Source organism: Nonomuraea sp. NPDC049129 (assembly GCF_040648495.1).
GTDB lineage: Bacteria > Actinomycetota > Actinomycetes > Streptosporangiales > Streptosporangiaceae > Nonomuraea.
On record NZ_JBEZDU010000001.1, the window covers coordinates 34,638 to 55,883 of the forward strand.

General features: G+C 70.5%; 24 protein-coding genes. 15 read left to right on the top strand and 9 right to left on the bottom strand.

What is annotated here, in order from left to right; genetic code table 11:
- Window positions 1-88: 88 nt before the first annotated feature.
- Window positions 89-1,639 carry a carbohydrate-binding protein gene (locus AB0B64_RS00170; RefSeq protein ID WP_358173302.1) on the bottom strand — a complete coding sequence of 517 codons (1,551 nt, stop codon included), beginning with the start codon at window positions 1,637-1,639 and terminating at the stop codon, window positions 89-91.
- A gap of 318 nt (window positions 1,640-1,957) precedes the next feature.
- On the opposite strand from AB0B64_RS00170, the gene AB0B64_RS00175 reads away from it, so the two are divergent.
- The 4 genes from AB0B64_RS00175 (at window position 1,958) to AB0B64_RS00190 (ending at window position 5,491) form a co-directional block, all read left to right on the top strand.
- Complete coding sequence (locus AB0B64_RS00175; protein ID WP_358173304.1) at window positions 1,958-2,437, top strand: hypothetical protein; 480 nt, start codon at window positions 1,958-1,960, stop codon at window positions 2,435-2,437.
- 116 nt (window positions 2,438-2,553) lie between these two features.
- The gene (locus AB0B64_RS00180; protein WP_358173307.1) at window positions 2,554-3,408 is read left to right on the top strand and encodes a hypothetical protein; all 855 of its coding nucleotides are present in this window, start codon (window positions 2,554-2,556) and stop codon (window positions 3,406-3,408) included.
- The gene (locus AB0B64_RS00185; RefSeq protein WP_358173310.1) at window positions 3,405-4,643 is read left to right on the top strand and encodes a hypothetical protein; all 1,239 of its coding nucleotides are present in this window, start codon (window positions 3,405-3,407) and stop codon (window positions 4,641-4,643) included. The genes AB0B64_RS00180 and AB0B64_RS00185 overlap by 4 nt, the downstream gene beginning before the upstream one ends.
- Window positions 4,644-4,651: 8 nt before the next feature.
- Window positions 4,652-5,491, top strand: a complete 840-nt coding sequence (locus AB0B64_RS00190) for a hypothetical protein (protein ID WP_358173312.1) — start codon at window positions 4,652-4,654, stop codon at window positions 5,489-5,491.
- 100 nt (window positions 5,492-5,591) lie between these two features.
- Here the strand turns inward: AB0B64_RS00190 and AB0B64_RS00195 are convergent, their stop codons facing one another.
- The gene (locus AB0B64_RS00195) at window positions 5,592-6,278 is read right to left on the bottom strand and encodes an SDR family oxidoreductase (protein WP_358173315.1); all 687 of its coding nucleotides are present in this window, start codon (window positions 6,276-6,278) and stop codon (window positions 5,592-5,594) included.
- Window positions 6,279-6,376: 98 nt separating this feature from the next.
- Between AB0B64_RS00195 and AB0B64_RS00200 the strand changes: the two genes are divergently transcribed.
- The gene (locus tag AB0B64_RS00200) at window positions 6,377-6,940 is read left to right on the top strand and encodes a TetR/AcrR family transcriptional regulator (RefSeq protein WP_358173318.1); all 564 of its coding nucleotides are present in this window, start codon (window positions 6,377-6,379) and stop codon (window positions 6,938-6,940) included.
- Between the two features lie 15 nt (window positions 6,941-6,955).
- On the opposite strand, the gene AB0B64_RS00205 is transcribed toward AB0B64_RS00200, so the two are convergent.
- Genes AB0B64_RS00205 through AB0B64_RS00215 form a run of 3 tightly spaced genes read right to left on the bottom strand, consistent with a single transcriptional unit; the run spans window position 6,956 to window position 10,988 of the window.
- Window positions 6,956-8,194 carry an FAD-dependent oxidoreductase gene (locus AB0B64_RS00205; protein ID WP_358173320.1) on the bottom strand — a complete coding sequence of 413 codons (1,239 nt, stop codon included), beginning with the start codon at window positions 8,192-8,194 and terminating at the stop codon, window positions 6,956-6,958.
- On the bottom strand, window positions 8,191-9,570 hold the full coding sequence (locus AB0B64_RS00210) for an NAD(P)/FAD-dependent oxidoreductase (protein ID WP_358173323.1): 1,380 nt from the start codon (window positions 9,568-9,570) through the stop codon (window positions 8,191-8,193). Before AB0B64_RS00210 ends, AB0B64_RS00205 begins: the two co-directional genes overlap by 4 nt.
- Window positions 9,567-10,988: an FGGY family carbohydrate kinase gene (locus AB0B64_RS00215; RefSeq protein WP_358173326.1), complete on the bottom strand. Its 1,422-nt coding sequence runs from the start codon at window positions 10,986-10,988 to the stop codon at window positions 9,567-9,569. Before AB0B64_RS00215 ends, AB0B64_RS00210 begins: the two co-directional genes overlap by 4 nt.
- Before the next feature lie 96 nt (window positions 10,989-11,084).
- Here AB0B64_RS00215 and AB0B64_RS00220 point away from each other — a divergent pair, with 96 nt between their 5' ends.
- Window positions 11,085-11,828, top strand: coding sequence for a GntR family transcriptional regulator (locus AB0B64_RS00220; RefSeq protein WP_358173329.1), 744 nt, complete (start codon window positions 11,085-11,087; stop codon window positions 11,826-11,828).
- Between the two features lie 29 nt (window positions 11,829-11,857).
- Here AB0B64_RS00220 and AB0B64_RS00225 read toward each other — a convergent pair whose 3' ends face one another.
- On the bottom strand, window positions 11,858-12,493 hold the full coding sequence (locus tag AB0B64_RS00225; RefSeq protein ID WP_358173331.1) for a TetR/AcrR family transcriptional regulator: 636 nt from the start codon (window positions 12,491-12,493) through the stop codon (window positions 11,858-11,860).
- A gap of 102 nt (window positions 12,494-12,595) precedes the next feature.
- Here AB0B64_RS00225 and AB0B64_RS00230 point away from each other — a divergent pair, with 102 nt between their 5' ends.
- Complete coding sequence (locus AB0B64_RS00230) at window positions 12,596-12,991, top strand: hypothetical protein (protein WP_357952488.1); 396 nt, start codon at window positions 12,596-12,598, stop codon at window positions 12,989-12,991.
- A 21-nt stretch (window positions 12,992-13,012) separates the two neighbouring features.
- Window positions 13,013-13,546: an SRPBCC family protein gene (locus AB0B64_RS00235; RefSeq protein WP_358173334.1), complete on the top strand. Its 534-nt coding sequence runs from the start codon at window positions 13,013-13,015 to the stop codon at window positions 13,544-13,546.
- A gap of 12 nt (window positions 13,547-13,558) precedes the next feature.
- Here AB0B64_RS00235 and AB0B64_RS00240 read toward each other — a convergent pair whose 3' ends face one another.
- Window positions 13,559-14,191, bottom strand: a complete 633-nt coding sequence (locus tag AB0B64_RS00240; protein WP_358173337.1) for a TetR family transcriptional regulator — start codon at window positions 14,189-14,191, stop codon at window positions 13,559-13,561.
- Between the two features lie 67 nt (window positions 14,192-14,258).
- Here AB0B64_RS00240 and AB0B64_RS00245 point away from each other — a divergent pair, with 67 nt between their 5' ends.
- The 7 genes from AB0B64_RS00245 to AB0B64_RS00275 all read left to right on the top strand — a co-directional run bounded on the left by AB0B64_RS00245 (window position 14,259) and on the right by AB0B64_RS00275 (window position 19,556).
- Complete coding sequence (locus tag AB0B64_RS00245; RefSeq protein ID WP_358173340.1) at window positions 14,259-14,762, top strand: MFS transporter; 504 nt, start codon at window positions 14,259-14,261, stop codon at window positions 14,760-14,762.
- Window positions 14,708-15,529, top strand: a complete 822-nt coding sequence (locus AB0B64_RS00250) for an MFS transporter (protein ID WP_358173343.1) — start codon at window positions 14,708-14,710, stop codon at window positions 15,527-15,529. Before AB0B64_RS00245 ends, AB0B64_RS00250 begins: the two co-directional genes overlap by 55 nt.
- Window positions 15,526-16,425: an NADP-dependent oxidoreductase gene (locus AB0B64_RS00255; RefSeq protein WP_357952483.1), complete on the top strand. Its 900-nt coding sequence runs from the start codon at window positions 15,526-15,528 to the stop codon at window positions 16,423-16,425. Before AB0B64_RS00250 ends, AB0B64_RS00255 begins: the two co-directional genes overlap by 4 nt.
- A gap of 157 nt (window positions 16,426-16,582) precedes the next feature.
- The gene (locus tag AB0B64_RS00260; protein ID WP_358173346.1) at window positions 16,583-16,945 is read left to right on the top strand and encodes an NmrA family NAD(P)-binding protein; all 363 of its coding nucleotides are present in this window, start codon (window positions 16,583-16,585) and stop codon (window positions 16,943-16,945) included.
- 63 nt (window positions 16,946-17,008) lie between these two features.
- Entirely contained in the window at window positions 17,009-17,614 is a 606-nt protein-coding gene (locus AB0B64_RS00265; RefSeq protein ID WP_357952480.1) for a flavin reductase family protein, read from the top strand.
- A 68-nt stretch (window positions 17,615-17,682) separates the two neighbouring features.
- Entirely contained in the window at window positions 17,683-18,003 is a 321-nt protein-coding gene (locus tag AB0B64_RS00270) for a plasmid stabilization protein (protein WP_358173349.1), read from the top strand.
- A gap of 86 nt (window positions 18,004-18,089) precedes the next feature.
- Window positions 18,090-19,556, top strand: a complete 1,467-nt coding sequence (locus tag AB0B64_RS00275; RefSeq protein ID WP_358173352.1) for a protein kinase — start codon at window positions 18,090-18,092, stop codon at window positions 19,554-19,556.
- A 1-nt stretch (window position 19,557) separates the two neighbouring features.
- Here the strand turns inward: AB0B64_RS00275 and AB0B64_RS00280 are convergent, their stop codons facing one another.
- Together AB0B64_RS00280 and AB0B64_RS00285 are read right to left on the bottom strand one after the other, a co-directional pair.
- Entirely contained in the window at window positions 19,558-20,379 is an 822-nt protein-coding gene (locus AB0B64_RS00280; protein WP_358173355.1) for an SAM-dependent methyltransferase, read from the bottom strand.
- 90 nt (window positions 20,380-20,469) lie between these two features.
- Window positions 20,470-21,222 carry a peptidylprolyl isomerase gene (locus AB0B64_RS00285; protein ID WP_357952477.1) on the bottom strand — a complete coding sequence of 251 codons (753 nt, stop codon included), beginning with the start codon at window positions 21,220-21,222 and terminating at the stop codon, window positions 20,470-20,472.
- Window positions 21,223-21,246 lie beyond the last annotated feature (24 nt).

Sequence of the window (21,246 nt, forward strand, 5' to 3'; positions counted from 1 at the left end):
CGGTCACCCGCCGCACGATCCGCTGACGTCGCGTGGGTCGCAGCCCATGAATCATGGGCTGCGACCAGGCGGGGCATGGCGTCGCCGGCTAGCCGAAGGTGACCACGAGGCGGCCGTCCGCGGCGAAGGACCAGTGCAGGGCACCCGAGTACGAGGAGCATCGGGACCCGTTCGAACCGGACCAGAACTGATTGGAGCTGTCTGCGTTACCCACGATCCTGTCGTTGGTCCCGCTGCCGCTGCGGCACGAGACGTTGTTGCGGAACACCGAGGTGCCGGCGTCGAAGGAGTAGTTGCGCTCCGTGTTGTCGATGCTGACGTTGTCCGAGATCGACATCGAGCCGGGGTTGCGGTTGTAGGTGAACCCGTGCTTGCCGTTGCGGTAGGCGATGCTGCGCCGGATCACGTGATTGACCGCGATGTCCTCGCCACCGAGCTTGTAGCCGTTGCGGTCACCGTTGCCGTTCTGGGTGCCGTTGCTAAGAGTGCCGTTGTTGTAGGAGAGGGAGTCCTCGATGGTGACCGGGCCGATGGCTCCGGTGTCCGTCTTGGTGTAGAGGTCCCAGCCGTCGTCGATGTTGTTGTGAGACACCGCGTAGCGGAAGACGTTGCCGGGGCCGGAGGTGAGCTTCGCGGCGAAGCCGTCCGCGTCCTCACCGTCGGAGTCGGCGTTGTCGTGCGACTCCGAGCTCAGGACGAGATTGTTGGCCGGCCACTGATCATGGGGAGTGTCAGAGGCGATCCGCGAGATCTGCAGCCCCGAGTCACGGTTGAAGCGCGTCACCGTACGCTCGATGATGTTGTTGCTGCCGCCGACGAAGATCCCGTTGTCACCGGCCCGCTCGACGACGATGCCGTAGAGGTGCCAGTACGACCCGTTCAGGGCAAGACCGCGGTTGGCCGAGTCCTCGCTCATGGCCGAGAAGTTCAGCACCGGAGTCTCCCCCGGGTAGGCGGACAGTTTCTTGCGGGCGCTCGAGGTGCCGTTGTTGCCCGCCGCGATGGTCAGCGTCTGCGAGAGGTTGTACGTCCCGCCGCGCGCGTAGATCACCCCGCCCGCGGTGACGCGGGTGATCGCCGAGGCGAGTGTCGTCGGGGCCGACTCCGTTCCGGGCGCGCTCGCACTGCCGTTCGGCGAGGCGTACAGCGTGCCGGTGGGTGGCGGCGTGCTTCCCGTCGTGACCTCGAGGTAGTCGATGTTCGCCAGGCCGGTGCTGCCTGTGGGGTCGAGCCGGATGGTGTTGCTGCCCGAGGCCAGGTTGACGGTCAACGTCTTGGTGGTCCAGGCGTCCCATGTACCCGTGCCTTCGAACGACACCGACTGCACGGTCGTACCGTTGACCAGCAGGCTGGTGGGACGGGCGCTGGTGGTGCCGTTGGCGAACCGCACCCCGAGCGTCGCCGTACCGGCCGCCGAGGCGGTCACCGTGTACTGGACGTAGGCGCCCGCGGCGTTGGTGCCGTTGCAGAAGCCGCTGCCGGAGTAGCCCGCCCAGTTGGAGTCGATCGTCCCGGTGCAGACCGCCGGCGAGGTTTCGGCCTCGTACCGGGTGGTCGCGGCATTCGCGATGGATGGTGACAGTGCGACGAGCACGCCGGCCAGCAGGCCGGCGCACGCCATGACGGCTTTTAGGCGCATCCTTCGTCTCCGTGAGCTCGGTAAGCGCTTTCCGATGGATGAGCGAAGCTAAGCACGCACCGCTGAGCCTGGAAAGGTCTCACGTACGCGGACGACCCGGCGGCCTCAACCCGGAGGCGGCACATCAGCCGAGGTCACGGGCGGTGGACAGCATGGGGAGAGCCTCATCCTCATGCGGTGCGGCGGTGAAAGTTTCAGCGACGACGACAGATCGTCGGCAGGGTGGAGCGACGCGCTGGGCGTGAGAGACTACGCCGACCTTGACGTCGAGTTGTGGAGTTCTGTTTCGTGCGGTCGCGAGTCATTGCCTGTGTTCCGGTGCTGTTGGTCTTCCTGAGCGCCTGCGGGGAGAAATCCGAGCCGGAGGCGGCACCGTCCACCACCCTGGCACTGTCCTCTACCCCGGCACCGTCCTCCGCCCTGGCGACGCCCACCACATCGGCACCGGAATCCCCCGAGACGAAAGCACCGGAGACGGCGCCGCCGACAGCTCGGCCCTCGCCCTCGCCCTCGCGGAAGCTCGCCGGGCCCGGGACCGTGTGCGGTGAGCTTCAGCCGCCCGGCGGCGGGCCCATGGCCGCGGTCGCGGTGTCCGCGGGGCGGGCCGATTGCCGTACGGCACTGAAGGTCTTCCGGACCTACTACCGGCCGGACACCCCCAAGCAGGGCAGTGCCGGGGTGGCGACCGTCGGTGGCTGGCGGTGCGCCAGCAACTCGGCCGCGCAGGCGAGCATGAGCGGGCGGCTCTCCTCGTGCCAGAAGGCCGCCGCCAGGATCGTGGCGGACATCATCCCGTAAGTCATTGGGCGCGCGCCAGGGCAGCAAGAGGACGACCGCAATCTGATCGCAATCGGTCGTTCCTAGTATTCGATCTCGTGTCGGGCACCTGGTCTCAATTAGCCAGGCGGTCCCGGGTGCGCTATCGCATTCGGGTGGCCGCCGTTCTTCTCGCGACAGCCGGAGGCGTCCTCCTTCTGTTGTTCCTCTGGCCGCGCAGTACTGGCCAGCCCATCGTGTACGGCGACGCGTCCCACTGCGGCGACGCGACGTGTCACGGATGGAGCCTGCATCTCGCCTCCGGCGAGGTCTACCCGCTTCCGTACGCCGCTCAGGAGCCCGGGATCGCGATCAGCGACGACGGGCACCGGGTGGTCTACCTGGATCTGGCCGATCGCCGGGTGATGGCCCGCGACCTGCGAGACGGCACGGTCCGCCCCCTCTCGCCCGAGCTCACCGCGGATCAGGCCGTGAACATCGGCGGTTTCGTCTTCTCCCACGACGGCGGCCTCGTCGCCTACTCGGCTCAGCCCGACAGCCGGATCATGGACTTCGGGACCGGGAAGGTCCGGACGATCGCCGGGATCTGCCAGGTGTTCGGGCTCAGCAAGGACCTCATCTGGGGAGTCCCACGGTGCAGGCCCGGCAGCGGGGAGAACCGCCGGGTTGTCGCGATCCGCGCCGACGGCAGCGGCTTCCTCGTGCCGGGGTTGGATGACGAGGAAGCCTTCCCCTCTCCCGACGGCCGGCGGCTGCTGTTGGTCGACATCGGCTACTACGAGGCCGTCGACGCCGTCACCGGAAAGAGGCTGGCCCGGGTGAAGAGGTCCGGTTGCGAGCGGGTCGAGAGATGGCTCAACGACCGCGAGGTGCTGTGCGAGCGATCGAATGGCTACCAGGCGATCGACATCGCGCGGGCGACCAGCCGGACCGTCACGGGGGCGCCCGCCAGCTGGGGCACCGGTTTCGTACTCGGGAGGGTGGAGTGGTGAGCGAATGGGAGACGCCGTTGCTGCGCACGGCGACGCTGCTGGTGGGCGACCCGGCCAAGGCGGAGAAGCTCACGGCGATCGCGCTGCTCAAGCACGGAGACAACAAGGGCGCATATTTCACGCTCTATCGGAAGGCGCGGGCCGAGCGGGCGGTCCAGGTGGCGCTGCACTATGACGGGTGGAGCGAGGAAGACACCGCCGACCTGACCGGGCTGAGCATCGCGAAGGTCCGGGCGCTGGCAGGGGAGGCCCCGCTGGAAGCCGCCCCCGAAGTCGACCCGTCGGGCCTGCCGCGACGCAAACGGCTGATCCGCCTGCACCGCAAGCTTGTGGCGAGCGCCTGCCTCCTCGTCGCCGGAGCGGTGGTGTTCACGGTGCTGTGGCCGAAGTACGACCTGCTCGAACCGGAACGGGCCACTCCGCCGCTCTCGCCCGTCCTGGCCGCGACCACCAAGACGCCCATCCGGTACGGCCTGCGGGTCGAGGACTCCTTCCCCGAGGCGCCCGCCCCGTGGAACGCTTTCCCGGACAGGAGCGGCTGCGCGGTGATCGACGTGACCGGAGCCCGGTGGCGGATCCCCGACGCCGACGGGCTGTCCGGTGTCGAGGTGAGCCCGGACGGGCACAAGCTCGCCTACTACAGCCTCTCCCGCCATCAGGTGATCGTCCGCGATCTCACCACCGGCTCGGTCGTACCAGTCCCCACCGGCTTCACCGCGAACACGCTCCGTTTCTCCGCCGAAGGCCGCTACCTGGCGGCCCAGGGATCCCCAGCGCTGACCGTCGTGATCGCCGACACCTCGACGGGAGAGCTCCGGCGCGTGACCGGCCCGGAGCAATACCTGCAGGGCTGGGCGGGCCACCAACTCGTCCTCTACGACGGCGCCACCTTCCGGATCGGCGAACACGCCATCCGCGACCCCTTCGACGGAGGAGGCGATGTGACGGCCTCTCCCGACGGGAGGTCCATGGTGGCCTTCTCCCAGGCGAAGAACCAGATCCGCCTGTTCGATCCGGCCACCGGCAAGACGATCCGCGAGATCCGCCCGCAGCTGCCACCGACCGCCGTACTGAGTCACCTCTACCGGTGGGCGGGAGCGAACGAGGTGGTGGTCTTCGCGCCGGGATACCACTCGGTGGCCGTCTACGTGGTGAATCTGGCCACCGGCGCGGCCCGCGGTGTGCCGTACGTGCCGGACATGTCATCAAAAGACCTGACCATCGGAGCGGTATGAAGCGCGCGGTGATCCTCCTAGTGCTCGCCGTGGCAGCCTGCACGCCCCAACCGAGCGCGCCTCCGGAGAAGGGTGTCGTCGCCTTCCATCCGACGGCGGCGCCCATCCGCTGGACCGACTTCGCGGAGGGCGGTCGGAGCGTCCACCTCGCGACGGGCGAGGACATGCTGATCAAGAATGCCGACCAGGAGATCGTGGTCAGCCTCGACGGGCATCGCCTCGCCTACCTGGACTCCGCCACGAACCAGTACGTCGCCCTGGACCTGCGCGATGGCCGGTCGCGTCCCCTCACCCGCCGGCTCACCGCCTGGGAGTTGGACAGGCAGAGTCCTGGCCCCACTCCCCTGGCGGTCTCCGCGGACGGCAGGCTGTTCGCGGCCGCCGTCGTGGCGGAGAAACGCATGATCATCACGGACTTCGAGACGGGCGGCGCCCGGACCATCCCGAAGCTGTGCGTGGTGTTCGGAGTGACCAGAGACAAGGTCGTCGGCTCCCGGGAGTGCCACTACGACGGTGCGATCATCTCCGTCGACAACCAGGGCAAGGCCAGGACGGTTGCCGAGTACATCGACGCCGACGATGTGAAGAGCCTCTCCCCTGACGGGAAGCTTCTGATGGGCTGCCACGGCTTGATCACCTTCTGGGACGCCACGACCGGCGCCCGGATCAGGGATTTCCCCGCCCCGTGCGGCGATGAGGTCGCCCAGTGGCTCGACGACCGGCGCGTCATCGTGGACTCCACCCGCGGCTTCCTCATCATCGACGTACGGACCGGAGCGCTCACCAAAGCCCCTGATCTGCCGGACCACCTCGATCACCGCATGGTCATCGGCGTCGTGCCGGAGTAAGGGACGAGGGAGTGAGGGCGCCGCCCTCAGTCTCCGTCGCCGTCCTTGACCGCTCCGTCGCCGTCCTTGACCGCCGCTTCAGGCGGGATTCCGGCTGGGTTCAGGCCGGGTTCAGCGTGGTGGACAGGCTCTGCTTGATGTTCCGGGTGACCTCGTCGGCGAGGATTTCGGGCCGGCCGTTCTCGATGCCGCGCAGGACCTGGGCGGCGACGTCGGCGGGGTCGGCCTTCTGGTCGGCGGGGATACTGGCCGCCATGTCGGTGGCCATGTACCCGACGTGCAGCGCCGAGACGGTGATGCCGCGCGGCGCCAGTTCCTCGCGGACCGCGTTGGTCTGCGCCCAGGCGGCGGCCTTGGCCGCGGCGTAGGCCCCGGTGACGGCCGGGTGCCACCAGGACAGCACGGACAGGACGTTGACCACGGCGCCGCCGCCGTTGCCCTCGATGACCGGGGCGAAGGTGCGCGTCACGGCTAGCGGGCCGAAGTAGTTCGTCTCCATCTCCAGCCGCACCGCCTCCATGTCGCTGGCGATCAGCGGGGTGCCGGTGGAGATCCCGGCGTTGTTCACCAGCAGGGTCGCGTCTGAGGCGAGGCGGGCCGCGGCCCGGATGGACTCCTCGTCGGTCACGTCCAGGCGCAGCGGGATGGCGCCGGCCACGTCCACGCTCTCCGGGCGGCGCGCCGCCGCGTACACCTTCGCTCCGTGCTCCAGAAGCTGGACGGCCAGGTGGCGGCCCAGTCCTCGGTTGGCGCCCGTGACCACGGCGACCGCGTTCTTCAGTTCCATGTCTGCTCCCAGCGTTGCAGATCCATTTAGATTACGTTTGTAATCTAAGTTGGAGCATAGGATAGATGACAGCCGACATCCAAATGAGGGGGTGGCCGATGGGCCGCGTGTCACAGGCGCAAGCGCAGGAGAACCGCAGGCGGATCGTGGAAACCGCCTCCCGGCTGTTCCGCGAGCAGGGCACACACGTCAGCGTCGCCGACCTCATGAAGGCGGCCGGACTGACCCACGGCGGCTTCTACAAGCAGTTCGCCTCCAAAGAGGCGCTCATCGACGAGGCCACCAGCCATGCTTTCGCCGAACTCGCCCAACACCACATCGCCGCGCTCGACCAGCACACCGGACAATCCGACACCGTCGCCCAGCAGGCGCTGATCGACGCCTATCTCTCCGTCGAGCACCGTGACAACCCCTCGGACGGTTGCCCCGTCGCCGCGCTGGCCGGCGACATGGCGCGCGAACCCGGTAACCACGAGGCCCACCGTGTTTACACCCAGGGAGTCAGCGACTTCGCCGACGCGCTCGCCACCCCCGACCAGGACGGCATCACCCGGCTGTGCACCATGCTCGGCGCACTCGTCCTGGCCCGCGCCACCAAGGACTCCCCCTTGTCCGAGGAGATCCTCGCCACCGCGCGCACCGCCCTGACAGCTACTCCGTGATCAGGTGCTAGGCAGTCATTCCAGTGCGAGTCGTACGGGCCCGCCCGCCGGGTCGGCGCCCGTCACGAGGGTGAAAGGTACGCGGAAGACCCGGCCAGGGGCGGCGGGCCAGGGGAGGCGGGTACGGCCGAGGAGGCGCCCGTCCTGGGTCGCGGCGATCCGCGGGAACCTCCGGAAGGCGTCCGACCACAGCAGGAGCCTGCCCCGCGAGGGCGGCGGCCCGCCGGGACGTACGATCTGCGGCGCGACCCAGCGCAGCGGCGCCTCGGCCACCAGCGGCACCCCGCCGGCCGGGGCGGGGTGGCCGGCCAGATGCCGCAGGACGGCGGCGGCGACATGGCGGCCGTCGAGCGCGGCGATGTCGGCGGTGTCGACCGGGTGCAGGAGGTTCCCCGCCGCGAACACGCCGGGCAGGCTCGTCGCCAGGGAGGTGTCCACGCGCGGCCCTAGTGTGGACTCGTCCATGTCCAGGCCGCCCGTACGGGCCAGCTCGTGGTCGGGGATCCAGTCGCCGGTGGTGATCACGGTGTCGCAGGGGACGCGGTGGCGTGCACCGGTGTCGAGGTTCTCGATGTCGACCGAGGTCACCCGGCCCTTGCCGTTGACGGCGACCAGCCGGGTGCGGGTCCGGACGAGCACGCCGAAGGCCAGCCGGCCCGGGACGTGGAAGGCGGTGTAGGCCTCGGGTTTGGCGTACTCGCTGGTCATCAGCACGGTACGGCAGCCCGCCTCGTGCAGGGTGAGCACCGCTGACCAGCTGACCAGCTCCGCGCCGACGACCACGGCGTGCCGCCCGACCTCGCGATGGTGCAGGTGTACGAGGTTCTGCAGTTGCCCGGTGGTGTAGACGCCGTCGGGCCGGTCGCCGGCGATGAGCCGGGCCGAACGAGGCCGCTCCCGCGCCCCGGTCGCCAGGACCACCGCGTCGGCCTGGACGAGGCGGCGGCCGCGCGGCGAGGTCACCTCCGGGGTCCGCGCTCCGGCCCATCCGGTGACCATGGCCTCCGTCTCCAGACGGGCCCCGGCCTCGCGGGCGGCGCGGGTCATTCGGCGCGCGTACTCGGGGCCGGAGACGAATCGGCGCAGGTCACGGATGCCGTAGCCGGGATGGTCGCTGTGCCGGGGGATGCCGCCGGTCTCCGGCTCGCGCTCCAGGACCAGGACCTCGCCGTCCACCGCCGGGGCGAGCGCGGCGGCGGCCGTCAGTCCCGCCGGTCCACCGCCGATGACGGCCACGCGTACCCGCTCGGTCATTCCGTCTCCCCCTCGAAGATCTCGCGTACCCGGGCTCCGCAGAAGAAGCCCTGGCAGCGTCCGTTCATGGCTCTGGTGCGGCGGCGCAGGCCGTCCAGCCCGGCGGGCGGAATCACCGACGCCAGCGCGTCGCGGATCTCCCCCCGCGTCACCCGCTCGCAGAAACAGACGATGCGGCCGTACTCGGGGTCGGCGGCGATCGCGGCGGCGTCCTGATACGGGCGCGCGAACGCCTCGCCCAGATTGGGCATATGCGGCGGCGCGGGCAGACCGGCGCGCGCGGTGAGGTCGAGATGGCCGGCGAGCAGGTCCCCGGCGTGTTCGGCGATCGCCATGCCGGCGGTCAGGCCGGTGGAGCGGATGCCGCCGATCAGGAGGTAGCGCTGTGAGGCGTCGAGGTCGATGAGGTAGTCGTCGCGCCCGATCGAGGCCCGCAGGCCCGCGTACGTCGCGGTGACCTCCTCCTTCATCAGCCGGGGCATGAGCGCCGCGCCCTTCTCGCGCAGGAACGCCAGCCCCGCTTCGGAGGTGCCGGTGGCGCCGCGGTCGGTCAGGTCCTCGGCGGTCGGGCCGACCATGACGTTGCCGTAGATCGTGGGGCTGACGAGCACGCCCTTGCCCGCCGACGAGGGCACCGGCAGCACGATGCAGGGCGCCAGCGGCCGGGCGAGCTTGTCGAGGACCAGCAGTTCGCCGCGGCGCGGCGTGACCGTGAAGCGGTCGTGGCCGAAGAGGGTGTCGAGCGTGTCGGCGCCGAGTCCGGCGGCGTTGACCACCCAGCGGGCGGTGATCTCGCCCGCGGTGGTCGCCAGCCGGGTGGTGTCCGCGCCGACGTGGACCTCGGTGACGCGGTGGCCGCGCAGCAGCGTCACGCCGCGGTCGACGGCGTCGGTGGCCAGGGCGAGGTTGGTGGTCCAGGTGCAGATGATGGACTCGCCGGGGACGGTCAGGCCGCCGAGCGCGCCGGGGCCGAGGGCGGGGACCCGGCGGTAGACCTCGGCCGCGTCGACGGTCTCGCAGGCGGTGTAGCCGTTGCGCTCGGCCTTGGCGCGCAGCTCGGGCAGGGCGTCGAGCTGTTCGGGGGTCCAGGCGACGAGCAGCGCTCCGGTACGTTCGACCGGGATCCCGGTGGCCTCCGCGTAGTCGCCGAGCAGGTCGTAGCCGCGGGCGACCAGGCGGGATTCCAGGGTGCCGGGTTTGGCGTCGAAGCCGGTGTGCAGGATGGCGGTGTTGGCCTTGCTGGTGCCGTCGCCCACGTCGTCGCGCGCCTCCAGGAGCGCCACTGACAGGGCGGTGCCGCCCAGCAGCCGCGCTATGGCCGAGCCGACGATGCCGCCGCCGATCACGGCCACATCGTAGGTACGGGGAGCGTTCACGAAATCTCCTTCGACAGCAATATGGCGGCCTGCCATCTCTCCAGGTACGAGGCGGCGCGAGCGGCGGGCCAGGCGGGCTCGTAGACGGCCGACGGCCGCCAGCCGCCGACCACCGTGGCCGCGTCCAGCGCGGGGTCGAGGGCCATCAGGGCGCAGGCGGCGGCGCCGAGCGGCGTCGCGTGCGGTGACGGGTAGACCTCCACGGGGAGCTGGGCGAGGTCGGCCTGCGCCTGCATGAGGACGCGCGAGCGGGTCAGTCCGCCGTCGACGCGCAGCCGGGACAACGGCGCGCCGAGGTCCGCGCCGACCAGCGTGGTCAGCGCGGCGACCTGGGCGGCGACGCCCTCCAGGAGCGCCCGTACGAGATGCCCGCGGCCGGTGCTGAGCGTCATGCCGGTGAACGAGGCGGTGGCGGCGGCGTCCCACCACGGCGCGGCCAGGCCGGCGAGCGCGGGCACGCACAGCACGCCGTCGCTGGAGGGTGCCGCGACGGCGTCGAGTTGTTCGGCGCCGGAGATGAGGCCGAGGTCGGCGAGCCAGCGTACGGCCGAGGCCGCGGTGTAGACCTGGCCGTCCACGCAGTAGCGGGTCTCCCCGCGCAGCCGCCAGGCGATCGACGTCGCCAGGCCCGACGTCGATCGAGAGGGGGACGTGCCGAGCTGGGCGAGCAGGAAGGCCCCGGTGCCGTAGGTGCACTTGGCGGTGCCCGTCTCCAGGCACGCCTCGGCCAGGAGCGCGGCCTGCTGGTCGACGATCAGGCCGGTCACCGGGATCTCCGGCCCGAAGGCGGTGGTCGTACCGACGACGGCGTCGCTGGCGACGATCTCGGGGAGCCGTTCGGCGCCGAGCCCGAAGACGTCGAGCAGCTCACCGCTCCACTGCCCGTCCGCCAGGCCGAGCAGCAGCGACCGGCTGGCGGTGGCGGCGTCGGTGACGAACGCCCCGCACAGCCGGTGCACCAGCCAGGTGTCGGTGGTCGTCACGACGCCTTCGGTGGTGAGCTCTTCACGGATCCAGCGCATCTTCGGCGCGGAGAAGTAGGGGTCGAGCACGAGGCCGGTGAGTGCGGCGACCCGGTCGGCGTACGGAGCCCGGGCCGCGCACAGCCGCTCGGCCCGGCGGTCCTGCCAGACGATGGCCGGAGTGAGCGGCTCGCCGGTGGCCGGGTCCCAGGCCAGGACGGTCTCGCCCTGGTTGGCCAGGGCGACGGCGTCCAGCGGCACGCCCGCCGCCGCGCCGGCCCGCCGTCCGGCGGTCAGGACGGAGTCGAGCAGGGCGTGCGGGTCCTGTTCGACGCCGCCGCCTTCCAGATAGCGCGGGCGCAGGGCCTCCTCGGCGATCGCCAGGACGGCCCCGCCCCCGTCCACGACGATGGCCTTGGTCCCGGACGTCCCCTGGTCGATCGCGAGGATGTACATCGTCAGATCTGCTCCTTCTGCACGAAAGTCCCTCTTTGGTATATACCATGTGGCTTAGCCCACAAGGTATTGACCAAACGGGCTAGGGTGTCACCCATGGGGACGAAAGTTCACAAGGCCGCAGCCTCGCCGCGTTACGTGACGATCGCCGCGGAGCTCCGCGACCGCATCACCGGGGAGAAGCTCGGCCCGCACACGCTCATGCCGTCAGAGCGGGAGCTCAGCGAGACTTACGGCGTCAGCCGGATGACGGCCCGGCAGGCCCTGGCGCTGCTGGAGAAGGAGGGGTACGTCTACCGGCGTCCGCCGCGCGGGACGTTCGTGGCCGAAGCGCGGGTGCCCTTCCACATCGGCAGCTTCTCCGACGAGATCATCCTTGCCGGACGGCGCCCATCGGCCCAGCTCATCTGGGCCGAGGAACGCCCGCCCACCCCCTCAGCCCGCGAGGCGCTCGACCTGGCCGGCGACGAGACCGTGCACGCTCTGCACCGGCTGCGGTTCGCCGACGACGAGCCGATCGCGCTGGAGACCACCTACTTCCCCCGCGCCCTCACGCCCGGACTGCTGGAGCAGCCCCTCACCGGGTCGCTCTGGCACATCCTGCGCACCCACTACCGCGTCGTACCGGCAGACGCCTCCGCCGTCATCGAGTCCATCGTCATCGACGACGCCTCCTGCGCCCGGCTGAAGATCCGCAGCGCCTCCAACGGGATCCTGCTGACCCGGCGCACCTACACTGCCGATGGGCGCTGCATCGAGTTCGCCCGCGACGTGTACCGCGCGGACCGGGCGTCGTTCAAGGTCGAGGCCCGGATTCCCGTTCCGGTCGAAGACGCCTGAGCGCCGGCGAGGCCTCGTACGAGACGCCTTCAGCCCTGGGCCGAGAGCCAGGGCGGCGACGCCGCATCGGTGGCGGACGCGTGCAGGCGTCTCTGGATGGCGTTCCTGGCCCGCCGGTAGGCGACGGGATCGTCGTGCAGCAGTGAGACGGCGTTGGCGGTCTCCATGAACGCGATCAGTTCGAAGGCGAGCTGATCGGGTTCGGTGTCCTCGGTGAGCTCTCCGAGCCCGCGCGCGTCGCCGACGGCGCTCGCGACCAGGAGGTTCCACTCGCGACCCGCGGCGGCGACGGTGTCCCGTACACGACCAGGGCGGGCGTCGAACTCGGCGGTGACCGTGAAGAAGAAGCACCCTCCGGGGAAGACCCGCCGCTCCGAGTAGCTCAGCCAGCGCTCGCACAACTGCCACACCCGCCCCAGGCCCGGCGGCACCGTCAGGGCGGGGTGGACGACCTCGCCGAGGTAGACACCCGTCGCGGCCCGGATCGTGGCGAGCTGGAGCTCTTCCTTGGAGCCGAAGTAGCCGAAGAGCCCGCTCTTGCTCACGCCGAGGTCGGCGGCCAGCCGCCCGATCGACAGGCCCTCCAGCCCGTCCTTGGAGGCGATGTCCGCCGCTCGGCGCAGGATCGCGTTCCGTATCCCCTCGTCTCGTGGCCGGCCCGCCATTGCCGCTCCTTTCGCGCACGAACGTTCGATCAATTATGCCGCACCGTGATACCGTCCCATCCAAGCACGAACGTTCGTGCTGAAAAAGGAGGTGTCATCAGCATGCTGAGAAGCCGTTGGACCTCGGGGCCGGCCGTGGACTTCGCCGGGCCCGTGCTGGTCGCGGTGACCGCGTACCAGGCCGACAGTGCACGCGACCTGCCCGGTATCTACCGGGCCGGGATCGCGCTGCGCCGAGTTTGGCCCCAGCTGGAGGGTGCGGTCGGGATGTGGCTGTGGACGCGACCGCTGGAGCTCAGGTGCGGCTCGGTGTCGATCTGGCAGGACGAGCAGGCCCTACGACGGTTCGTGGGGTGGCCGGAGCACGTCACGATCGTGCGGCGCTACCGCGGGCGGGGGCGGCTGACGTCCACCACCTGGAACGCCGCCGGCTTCGAGCCCGCGGCGATCTGGGCCGAGGCGCGGCCGCACCTGCGGCACAGAGCACCTGCCCAATAACCGTTCCTTCCGGGAGTCCCAGTGCTGAGATCTTTGTTCTATTCCGGTCCTCCGCTGGAGGTCCTGCATGAGCAGTACGCCAAGAATGACCGCATCGATGCCACCGCCCCCGTCCGGGCGGTCACCCGGGTCATCGTCGACACGGGCCCAGAGGTCGTGTGGAGCGTGCTGGCCGACCCGGAGGGCTGGTCGCGGATCGATCCGGCCATCGGCGACGTACGCCTGACGGCCGGGGTCGCCGTGGACGGGGCCTTCACCTGGCGCAACGGCAAGGCGGCCATCGCCTCCAGGTTCGCCGTGGTCGTCCCCGGCCGGCAGCTGACCTGGACCGGGCTGTCCTTCGGCGCCAAGGCCGTGCACCGGCACGTGTTGACCCCGCTCGAGGACGGCTCCACCGAACTGATGGTCGCCGAATCCATGGCCGGACCGCTGCTGGGGCTGTTCATGAACGGCCGCAAGCTCCAGGCCGCGCTGGACGGGTGGGCCGCCGGTATCAAACGGGTCGCCGAGGCCCGTAGCCGCGGCCCTCGGCTCGCCCCAGCCGACCCACAGTGAAATCCAGCTCGGCTACCGGCAGGGATCATCCGGCGCGGGACCGCGCAACAGGGTCATGAGCTGGTCGTGCGCGATGCGGCGGTAGTCCTCCGACAGCGGGTCCACGCCGAGGATCGCCTTGACGTGGTCGGGCAGCGCGAGGGGCGCGAAGGTCAGCGCGTAAGCGAGCAGCATCACGAACTCCGGTGACGGCGCGTCGCTGATCTCCCCGTCGCGCTGCCGTCGGCGCAGCCGCTCGATGCCGTCGCGCAGCTGCTCGCGCTGGGCATTGGACATGCCGCCGCCCTCGCCGGGATCGTCGCCGAGTGCCTGCCAGAGCACCATGCGCGCCCATTGGGGCCGTTCGAGCGTGGCGTCGAGGACGGCGGCGAAGGAGTCGGCGAAGGAGGACTCCGGCGGCGGCAGCCCGGCCCCGGTCTCGGTCCACCGTCTGCGCAGCTCCGTCAGCAGGCCCTGCTTGCCGCCGAAGTGGTAGCTGATGAGCTGCTGATTGACCCCGGCCCTGGCCGCGATGGCCGCCGTGCGGGCTCCGGAGTAGCCCTTGGCCCCGAACTCCTCCAGCGCCGCCCGCAGGATCCGCTCCCGGGTCCGCTCCGCGGCGGTCCCCCGCTCGTCCTCGGTCACCGCACGTCGCCGCGTTGTCATGGCCGCCATCCTAGCGATTCAATCATTCAGTTGACAAAATTCATCTGAATGAGTGAGTCTTTGGCTCATGACACGACGCCCGATCTCGGCGGTCATCGGCGGGCTCATGGCGGGTATGTTCCTGTCCGCGCTCGACCAGACGATCGTCTCGACGTCCATGCGGACGATCGCCGACGACCTGCACGGCCTCAGCCATCAGGCGTGGGTCACGACCGCGTACCTGATCGCCTCCACGGTCACGATGCCGCTGTACGGGAAGCTGTCCGACCTGTACGGACGCAAGCCCCTCTACCTCACCGCCGTGGCCGTCTTCGTCGCCGGTTCGCTCCTGTGCGCGACGGCCACGTCGATGGGCGCGCTCGCCGCCTTCCGCGCGGTGCAGGGGCTGGGCGCGGGCGGGCTGATGTCACTGGCCTTCGCGATCTTGGCCGACCTGCTGCCGCCCCGCGAACGGGCCCGCTACCAGGGCTGGTTCGTCGCCGTCTTCGGCCTGTCGAGCGTGCTTGCGGCCCGCTGTTGCTGGCGGCCGAGCAGGGCAGGACCTGGGGGTACGGCTCGCCGGCCGCGCTGACCTGTTACGCGCTGGGCCTGACGGGATTGGGGGCCTGGCTGCTGATCGAGCGGCGGATGGGAGAGGAAGCCCTGATCCCGCTGCGGCTGTTCCGAGCCGCCCCGTTCAGCCTCTCCGCTCTGGCCGGTGCGGCGCTCGGCGCCGCGATGCTGGGCACCATGATGACCCTGCCGCTGTACTACCAGATCGTCCGCGGCGCCTCCCCGACGCGCTCGGGCCTGATGATGCTGCCGCTGATGGCCGGGCTGGTGCTGGCCTCGGCGCTGTCCGGCCGGGTGATCGCGCGCAGCGGTCGCTACAAGGCCTTCTTCGTGACCGGTCTGGCGCTGGTCGCCGTGGCGGCCCTGGCTCTGTCACCGCTGCTCGACACCGACGTGCCGCTGATCACGGTGATGGGCCTGGCCGCCGTGCTCGGTCTCGGACTCGGCTCGTCCATGCAGCCGCTGACGCTCGCCGTACAGGCCGCGGCCCCGGTGCGGGACATGGGCGTGGCCACCTCCGCGGCCACCTTCACCCGCCAGCTCGGCGGCACCGCCGGGATCGCGGGCTGCGTCGCGGTGGTGTTCGGCCGTACCGGCGAGATCGGCGACTCCTCCGCCATGACCGCCTCCTTCGCCGGCTCCTTCGCGGCAGCTGTACGCCCTGTCTTCCTGCTGGTCGCGATCCTCGCGGCGGCGGGCTTCCTGATGGCGCTCCTGATCAAGGAGCTGCCCTTGCACACCACGACGGGCCCGCGGGCCCGCGCGACCGAAGGGATCACCCGATGAGCAAGGCCATCGTCTTCAACACCTACGGCGGCACCGACGTCCTGGAACTCGTGAACACCGAACCGCCCGTCCCGGGACCGGGCCAGGTGCGGCTGCGCGTACGGGCGGCCGGCGTCCAGCCGTTCGACAATCTCTTCCGCGACGGCTCCGCGGCGCGGTACGCGCCCGCCACCTTCCCCCAGCGCCTGGGCAACGAGGCGGCCGGGATCGTGGACGCGGTCGGACCCGGCGTCACGGACTTCGCCGTGGGCGACGAACTGCTCGGGCCCGTCACGCTCGCGGCGTTCGCCGAACACGCCGTGGCCGACACCGAGCAGCTCGTCCGCAGGCCCGAGTGGCTGCCGTGGGAGGAGGCGGGCGCTCTGTCGGCCTCCGGGCAGACCGCCCACACCGCGCTGCGCGAGCTGGGCGTGGGCGCGGGTGACACGGTCCTCATCCACGCCGCCGCCGGGGGCGTCGGCCACCTGGCGGCGCAGATCGCCATCGCGTGGGGCGCCAGGGTCATCGGTACGGCCGGCGCCGGCAACCACGACTTCCTGCGCACGCTCGGGGCCGAGCCGGTGACCTACGGGCCGGGGCTGGCCGAGCGGGTGCGCGAGCTGGGCGGCCGGGTGGACGCCGCGCTGGACTGCGTGGCCACGCCCGACTCGCTGGACGCCTCCGCCGAGCTGGTCAAGGACCCCGACCGGGTGGGCACGATCGCCTTCTCCCCGCTCGCCAACGAGCGCGGCGTCCGCCGGTTGGGCACCTCCCGTTCGGCCGAGCGCCTGGCCGAGTTGCTTGAGCTGGGTATCAGGGTGTCGGTGCAGGCGACGTACCCGCTGGAGCGGACGGCGGCGGCCTGCGAGGCGGTCGAGTCGGGACACGTGCGCGGCAAGGTGGTCGTCACGCCGTAGGACCTCTAGGGGCGCGGCTTTCACGCGAGCTTCAGCCGCGCCCCCGTGTCCTGCGATCAACGCCCCCGGAGACCTCGGCGACCCCGGCGCGCTCGAGCGGGCCTGCGCGGGGACGGACGCCGTCTTCGGCCTGTCGGTGCCGTTCGGCGAGGGCGGCATGGACGCGGAAGTGGCCCAGGTGACCGTCCTCGACATCGCGGGCATGGCCGTGTACGCCATCGAGCACCCCGCCGAACTCGTCGGCGAGCGCGTCGACCTCGCGTCCGACCGCGTGACCGGGGAGGAGGCCGCCCGGATCTTGAGCGAGGTCCTCGGCCGGGACATCCCCTACCAGCAGCTGCCTCTGGACATGGTGCGCCAATGGGCCGGGGACGAGGTGGCCACCATGTTCGAGAGCTTCGAGAACAACACCGACTTCATCGACATCGAGGCGCTACGCGTCAGGTTCCCGGCCGTGCGCTGGCACAGTTACGCCGACTGGGCCAAAACGGTGGACTGGGAACGGGTTTTGGCGGGGTAACTTCAAGTCCGCCGCCCGCGTGGCGATTGGCGAACAGGGCGCATACGACGAATATTGATCGTCATGCGCGTCGACTTCGATCCTGCGGAGATGGGCGGGCCGGCTTTCTACAGGTTCCTGACCTCGGTCGTCGTCCCGCGCCCCATCGCGTGGGTCTCCACCGTCACGCCGGACGGAACCGTCGAGAACCTCGCCCCGCACTCGTTCTTCAGCATCGCCAGCACCGATCCGCCGATCGTGCAGTTCACCTCGATCGGCCGCAAGGATTCCCTGCGCAACGTGGAGGACACCGGCGAGTTCGTCATCAACTTCTCCGCCGAACCGCTGCTACAGCTGATCAACGCCACCGCGACCGACTTCCCGCGGACCTTCAGCGAATTCGACTACGCGGGAATCGAACGCGAACCCAGCCGTCATGTGCGGCCGCCCAGGGTGGCGGTCTCGCCCGTGGTCATGGAGTGCCGTTCGCACACGACCCTGCACATGGGCAACTCCACCCTGGTCTTCGGACGGGTGTTCCTCGCGGCGGTGCACGAGGACTACATCGTCGACGGCCGGCCCGACGCCGAGCGGCTGCGCCCGCTGACCAAGCTCGGCGGCGACGAGTGGGGGACGCTGGGCTCGATCCTGCACCTGAGCCGCATCCCTTACGAAGAGCCGGCGATGTGACCCGGCTGTTTCGTGGTTCCCGTCTGGGTAGGGGCCGTAAGGTCTGACGGTTCTCATGAGGAGGAGAAATGCCTCGCGGATCGAGCCCGAAGCGGGAACGGCAATACGAGCACATCAAGGACAGCGCCAAGAAGCGGGGGGAAAGCAACAAGCGAGCGACCGAAATCGCCGCCCGTACCGTGAACAAGGAGCGGGCCAGGGCCGGTGAGTCCCGGACCGCGAGCCGTACATCCACCGATGACATCTCGTCGAGCCGCCGGGGCGGGCTGCGCTCCCATTCCGGCGCGGGCGGTCGTACCAGGGATCAGCTGTACGCCGAAGCCAAGAGCCGCAACATCAAGGGCCGCTCGAAGATGAGCAAGGCACAGCTGGAGAAGGCCCTCGGCTGACCGGGCCGTACGGACGGCCGGGACCCCAGGGGCCCCTGCGGCACAAGAGGCGAACATTGTAGAATATACGTCCGTATAATCGCGTGATGACCATCGTCGCGAGCCGCTACCGACTCCTGGCACCGCTCGGTCAGGGTGGCATGGGCACGGTCTGGCGGGCCGTGGACGAGCTGCTCCGGCAGGAGGTCGCGGTCAAGGAGGTGCGCCTGCCGCCGGAGCTCGACCACACGGCCCGAGCCGAGCTCACCGAGCGCACGCTGCGCGAGGCCAGGGCGGCGGCGCGACTGCGCGCACACCCCTCGATCGTCACCGTGCACGACGTGGTCATGGATGGAGGGCGGCCATGGATCGTGATGGAGCTGATCCACGGCCGTTCCCTCGATCAGATCGTGCGTACGGACGGCCCGCTGTCGCCGCGCCAGGCCGCCTGGGTGGGCCGGCATGTGCTCGACGCGCTCGGTGCCGCGCACGCGATGGGCGTGCTGCACCGCGACGTCAAGCCCGGCAACGTGCTGCTGACCGACGACGGCCGCGTACTGCTGACCGACTTCGGCATCGCCACGGTCGCCGGGGACGCCGCGCTGACCCAGACCGGCCTGCTCAACGGCTCGCCCGGCTACATCGCCCCAGAGCGGTTACGTGGCGAGGACGATGGGCCCGCCGCCGACTTATGGTCACTCGGCGCCACGCTCTACACGGCGGTGGAGGGCAGCCCTGGGTTCTCCGGCCCCAACGCGGCCGCGGTCATGGCCGCCGTGCTGATGCGCGATCCCGCCCCCGCCAGGTTGGCGGGTCCGCTCGCGCCCCTGCTCGCGGCCTTGCTGGAGAAGGATCCCCAGCGCCGGTGTACGGCCGAGCAGACGGCCCACTGGCTCCACGACATCGCCCAAGGCGACACCCCGTCCACGGTCCCCGCACCCCGCGAAGCCCCTGTGAAGCGCCGCCGTACCCTTGTCATGGCGGGCGCGCTGGCGCTGGCGGTGTGCGGCACGGCCGCCACGGCGATCTGGCTCAATCTGCCGCCCGCGACTCCGGACGCGCTCGCCGAGCCGTCATCGAAGTCCCCTGTGTCCGCGAAGCCGTCTCCGACGAAGAGCGCCGTGAAGCTGTTCCGCCAGTTGCCCGACGCCTGCAAGCTCCTGACCAACGCGCAGGCGCGCACGCTGCTCGGAGGCACGGCGCGACGCGACGTCCTGGGCACCACACGGTGCCAGTGGCACGGCACCGGCTACACCAGTGTGATGGTGACGACGTACCGTAACCCGACCGTCAAGAGCTGCGGGCTCAACCTCGATGGCATGGTCACCGTGGGGAAGGACGAACGTGCGCGCCACCCCGGCACCAAGCTGCGCTCGGCGCGGGTCGTCGGCGACAGGACGGCCGCCTACACCCGCCGCGACCCCGATGTGGCCGCGGGCTTCCACAACACGCAGGTGTCGTTCTGCCTGGCCAACGTGCTGGCGTACGTCAACTACCTGGGTCCACGGCCCGGCTACGGGACCGCTGACCAGGCGGCCAAGCACGTCGCCGCGGCGCTGAAGGCCCTCCGCTAGGTCAGGGGACCCGGCCGACGCCGCCCAGGATGCCGCCCTTCTCCAGCCCGGGGACGATGAACGGGTCGTCGTTGCGCCAGTCCTGTACCGGCACGACGCCGGGTTCGAGCAGCTCCAGCCCGTCGAAATAGGCGCGCACCATGTCGCGGTCGCGCCAGTGCAGCGCGCCGGAGGTCGTCCGCCGGTAGACGTCCTCGGTCTCGATCCGCCGGTCGAGGGTGCTCTGGCCCTGCTCCACGTACGCGTGGGAGATGATCAGATGGCTCCCCGGCACCAGCGGCTCGCGCAGGGTCTGGACGATGCCGGCCACCTCGTCGTCACCGCTGAAGAAGTGGAACAGCGCGACGGCCAGGACCGCCACTGGCTGGCTGAAGTCGAGGTGCTGGGCGGCGGCGGCCAGCAGCCCCTTGGGGTCGTGCGCGTCGCCGTCGATGATCACCGTGTCGGGGTTGTCGGCCAGCAGCGCGCGGGCGTGGACCAGCACGATCGGGTCGTTGTCCGAGTAGACGACCTTGGCGTCGGGGATGATCCGGTGCGCGACCTGGTGCACGTTGTCCTGCGTGGGCAGGCCGGTGCCGATGTCGAGGAACTGCCGAACACCGGCCCTGGCGACCGTCTCCACGGCGCGGATCAGGAAACCGCGGTTCGCCCTGGCCATCTCCCGCACGTCCGCGCCGCCCGCGCGGCTCAGTTCGAGGACCCGCTCGGCCGCCTCGCGGTCGGCCGGGAAGTTGTCCTTCCCGCCGAGGAAATAGTCGTACATTCGGGCGACCGTGGGGACGGTCGGATCCATCTTCCCCGGAGGCCGCTCAGGCTCGGTCACGCTTCACCCTTCGTCATCTATGACGGCATCTTAGGGGGAAAATGCGGATATGTGATCAGGACGGGTCAGGTGCCCGGAATTCGCGACCGCCTACCGGCGGCACACCCGGGCGTCTCGGATGTCGGCCGGGAGTACGGGCTTGCCGTCCACCGGAGGTGTGGGACCGTCCGGCTCCGGCTGGATGCCGCCGGCGGCGATGCGGTCGAGGACGGCGAGCCCGGCGGCGTCCACCGTACCGAAGATCGTGTAGTTGGGCGCCAGCCCGGAATCACCGTAGACCAGGAAGAACTGGCTGCCGTTCGTGTTCGGGCCGGCGTTGGCCATGGCCAGCACCCCGCGCGCGTACGTCTTGCGCACCCCGGTCGAATCGCCCGGCCACGGCGGCAGGTCCGTGGGCAGCTCGTCCTTGTACTTGTAGCCCGGCCCGCCCTCACCGGTGAAACTGGGGTCGCCGCACTGCAACACCTTCAGCCGGTCATACGCGGTGAGCCGGTGGCACGACGTGGCGTCATAGAACCGGTGCTGGATCAGATGCACGAAGCTCTGCACCGTGCACGGCGCCTTGGCCGGATCGAGCGCGAGCCCGATGTCGCCGTGGTTGGTCCGGAGCACCGCGGAGACCGGACGCGTGGGCGTGCGGCGCGGGTCCGGCGGCAGCGGCACGTCACGCACGGCCGGGTCGTCGGGGGTCTCGGTGTACTGGCACGGCCCCTTGGTCGTTCGGGGCGGCTTGTCCAAGGCCGCCGCCGAGGCCGGCAGCGCACCGATCGCGATCAGCGAGCCTGTCGTGACCGCGGATAACGCGGCGCGGGCCGCGAGTCGTACCAATGCTCTGCCGGACATCTGTCCTCCACTGCGTGATGATCG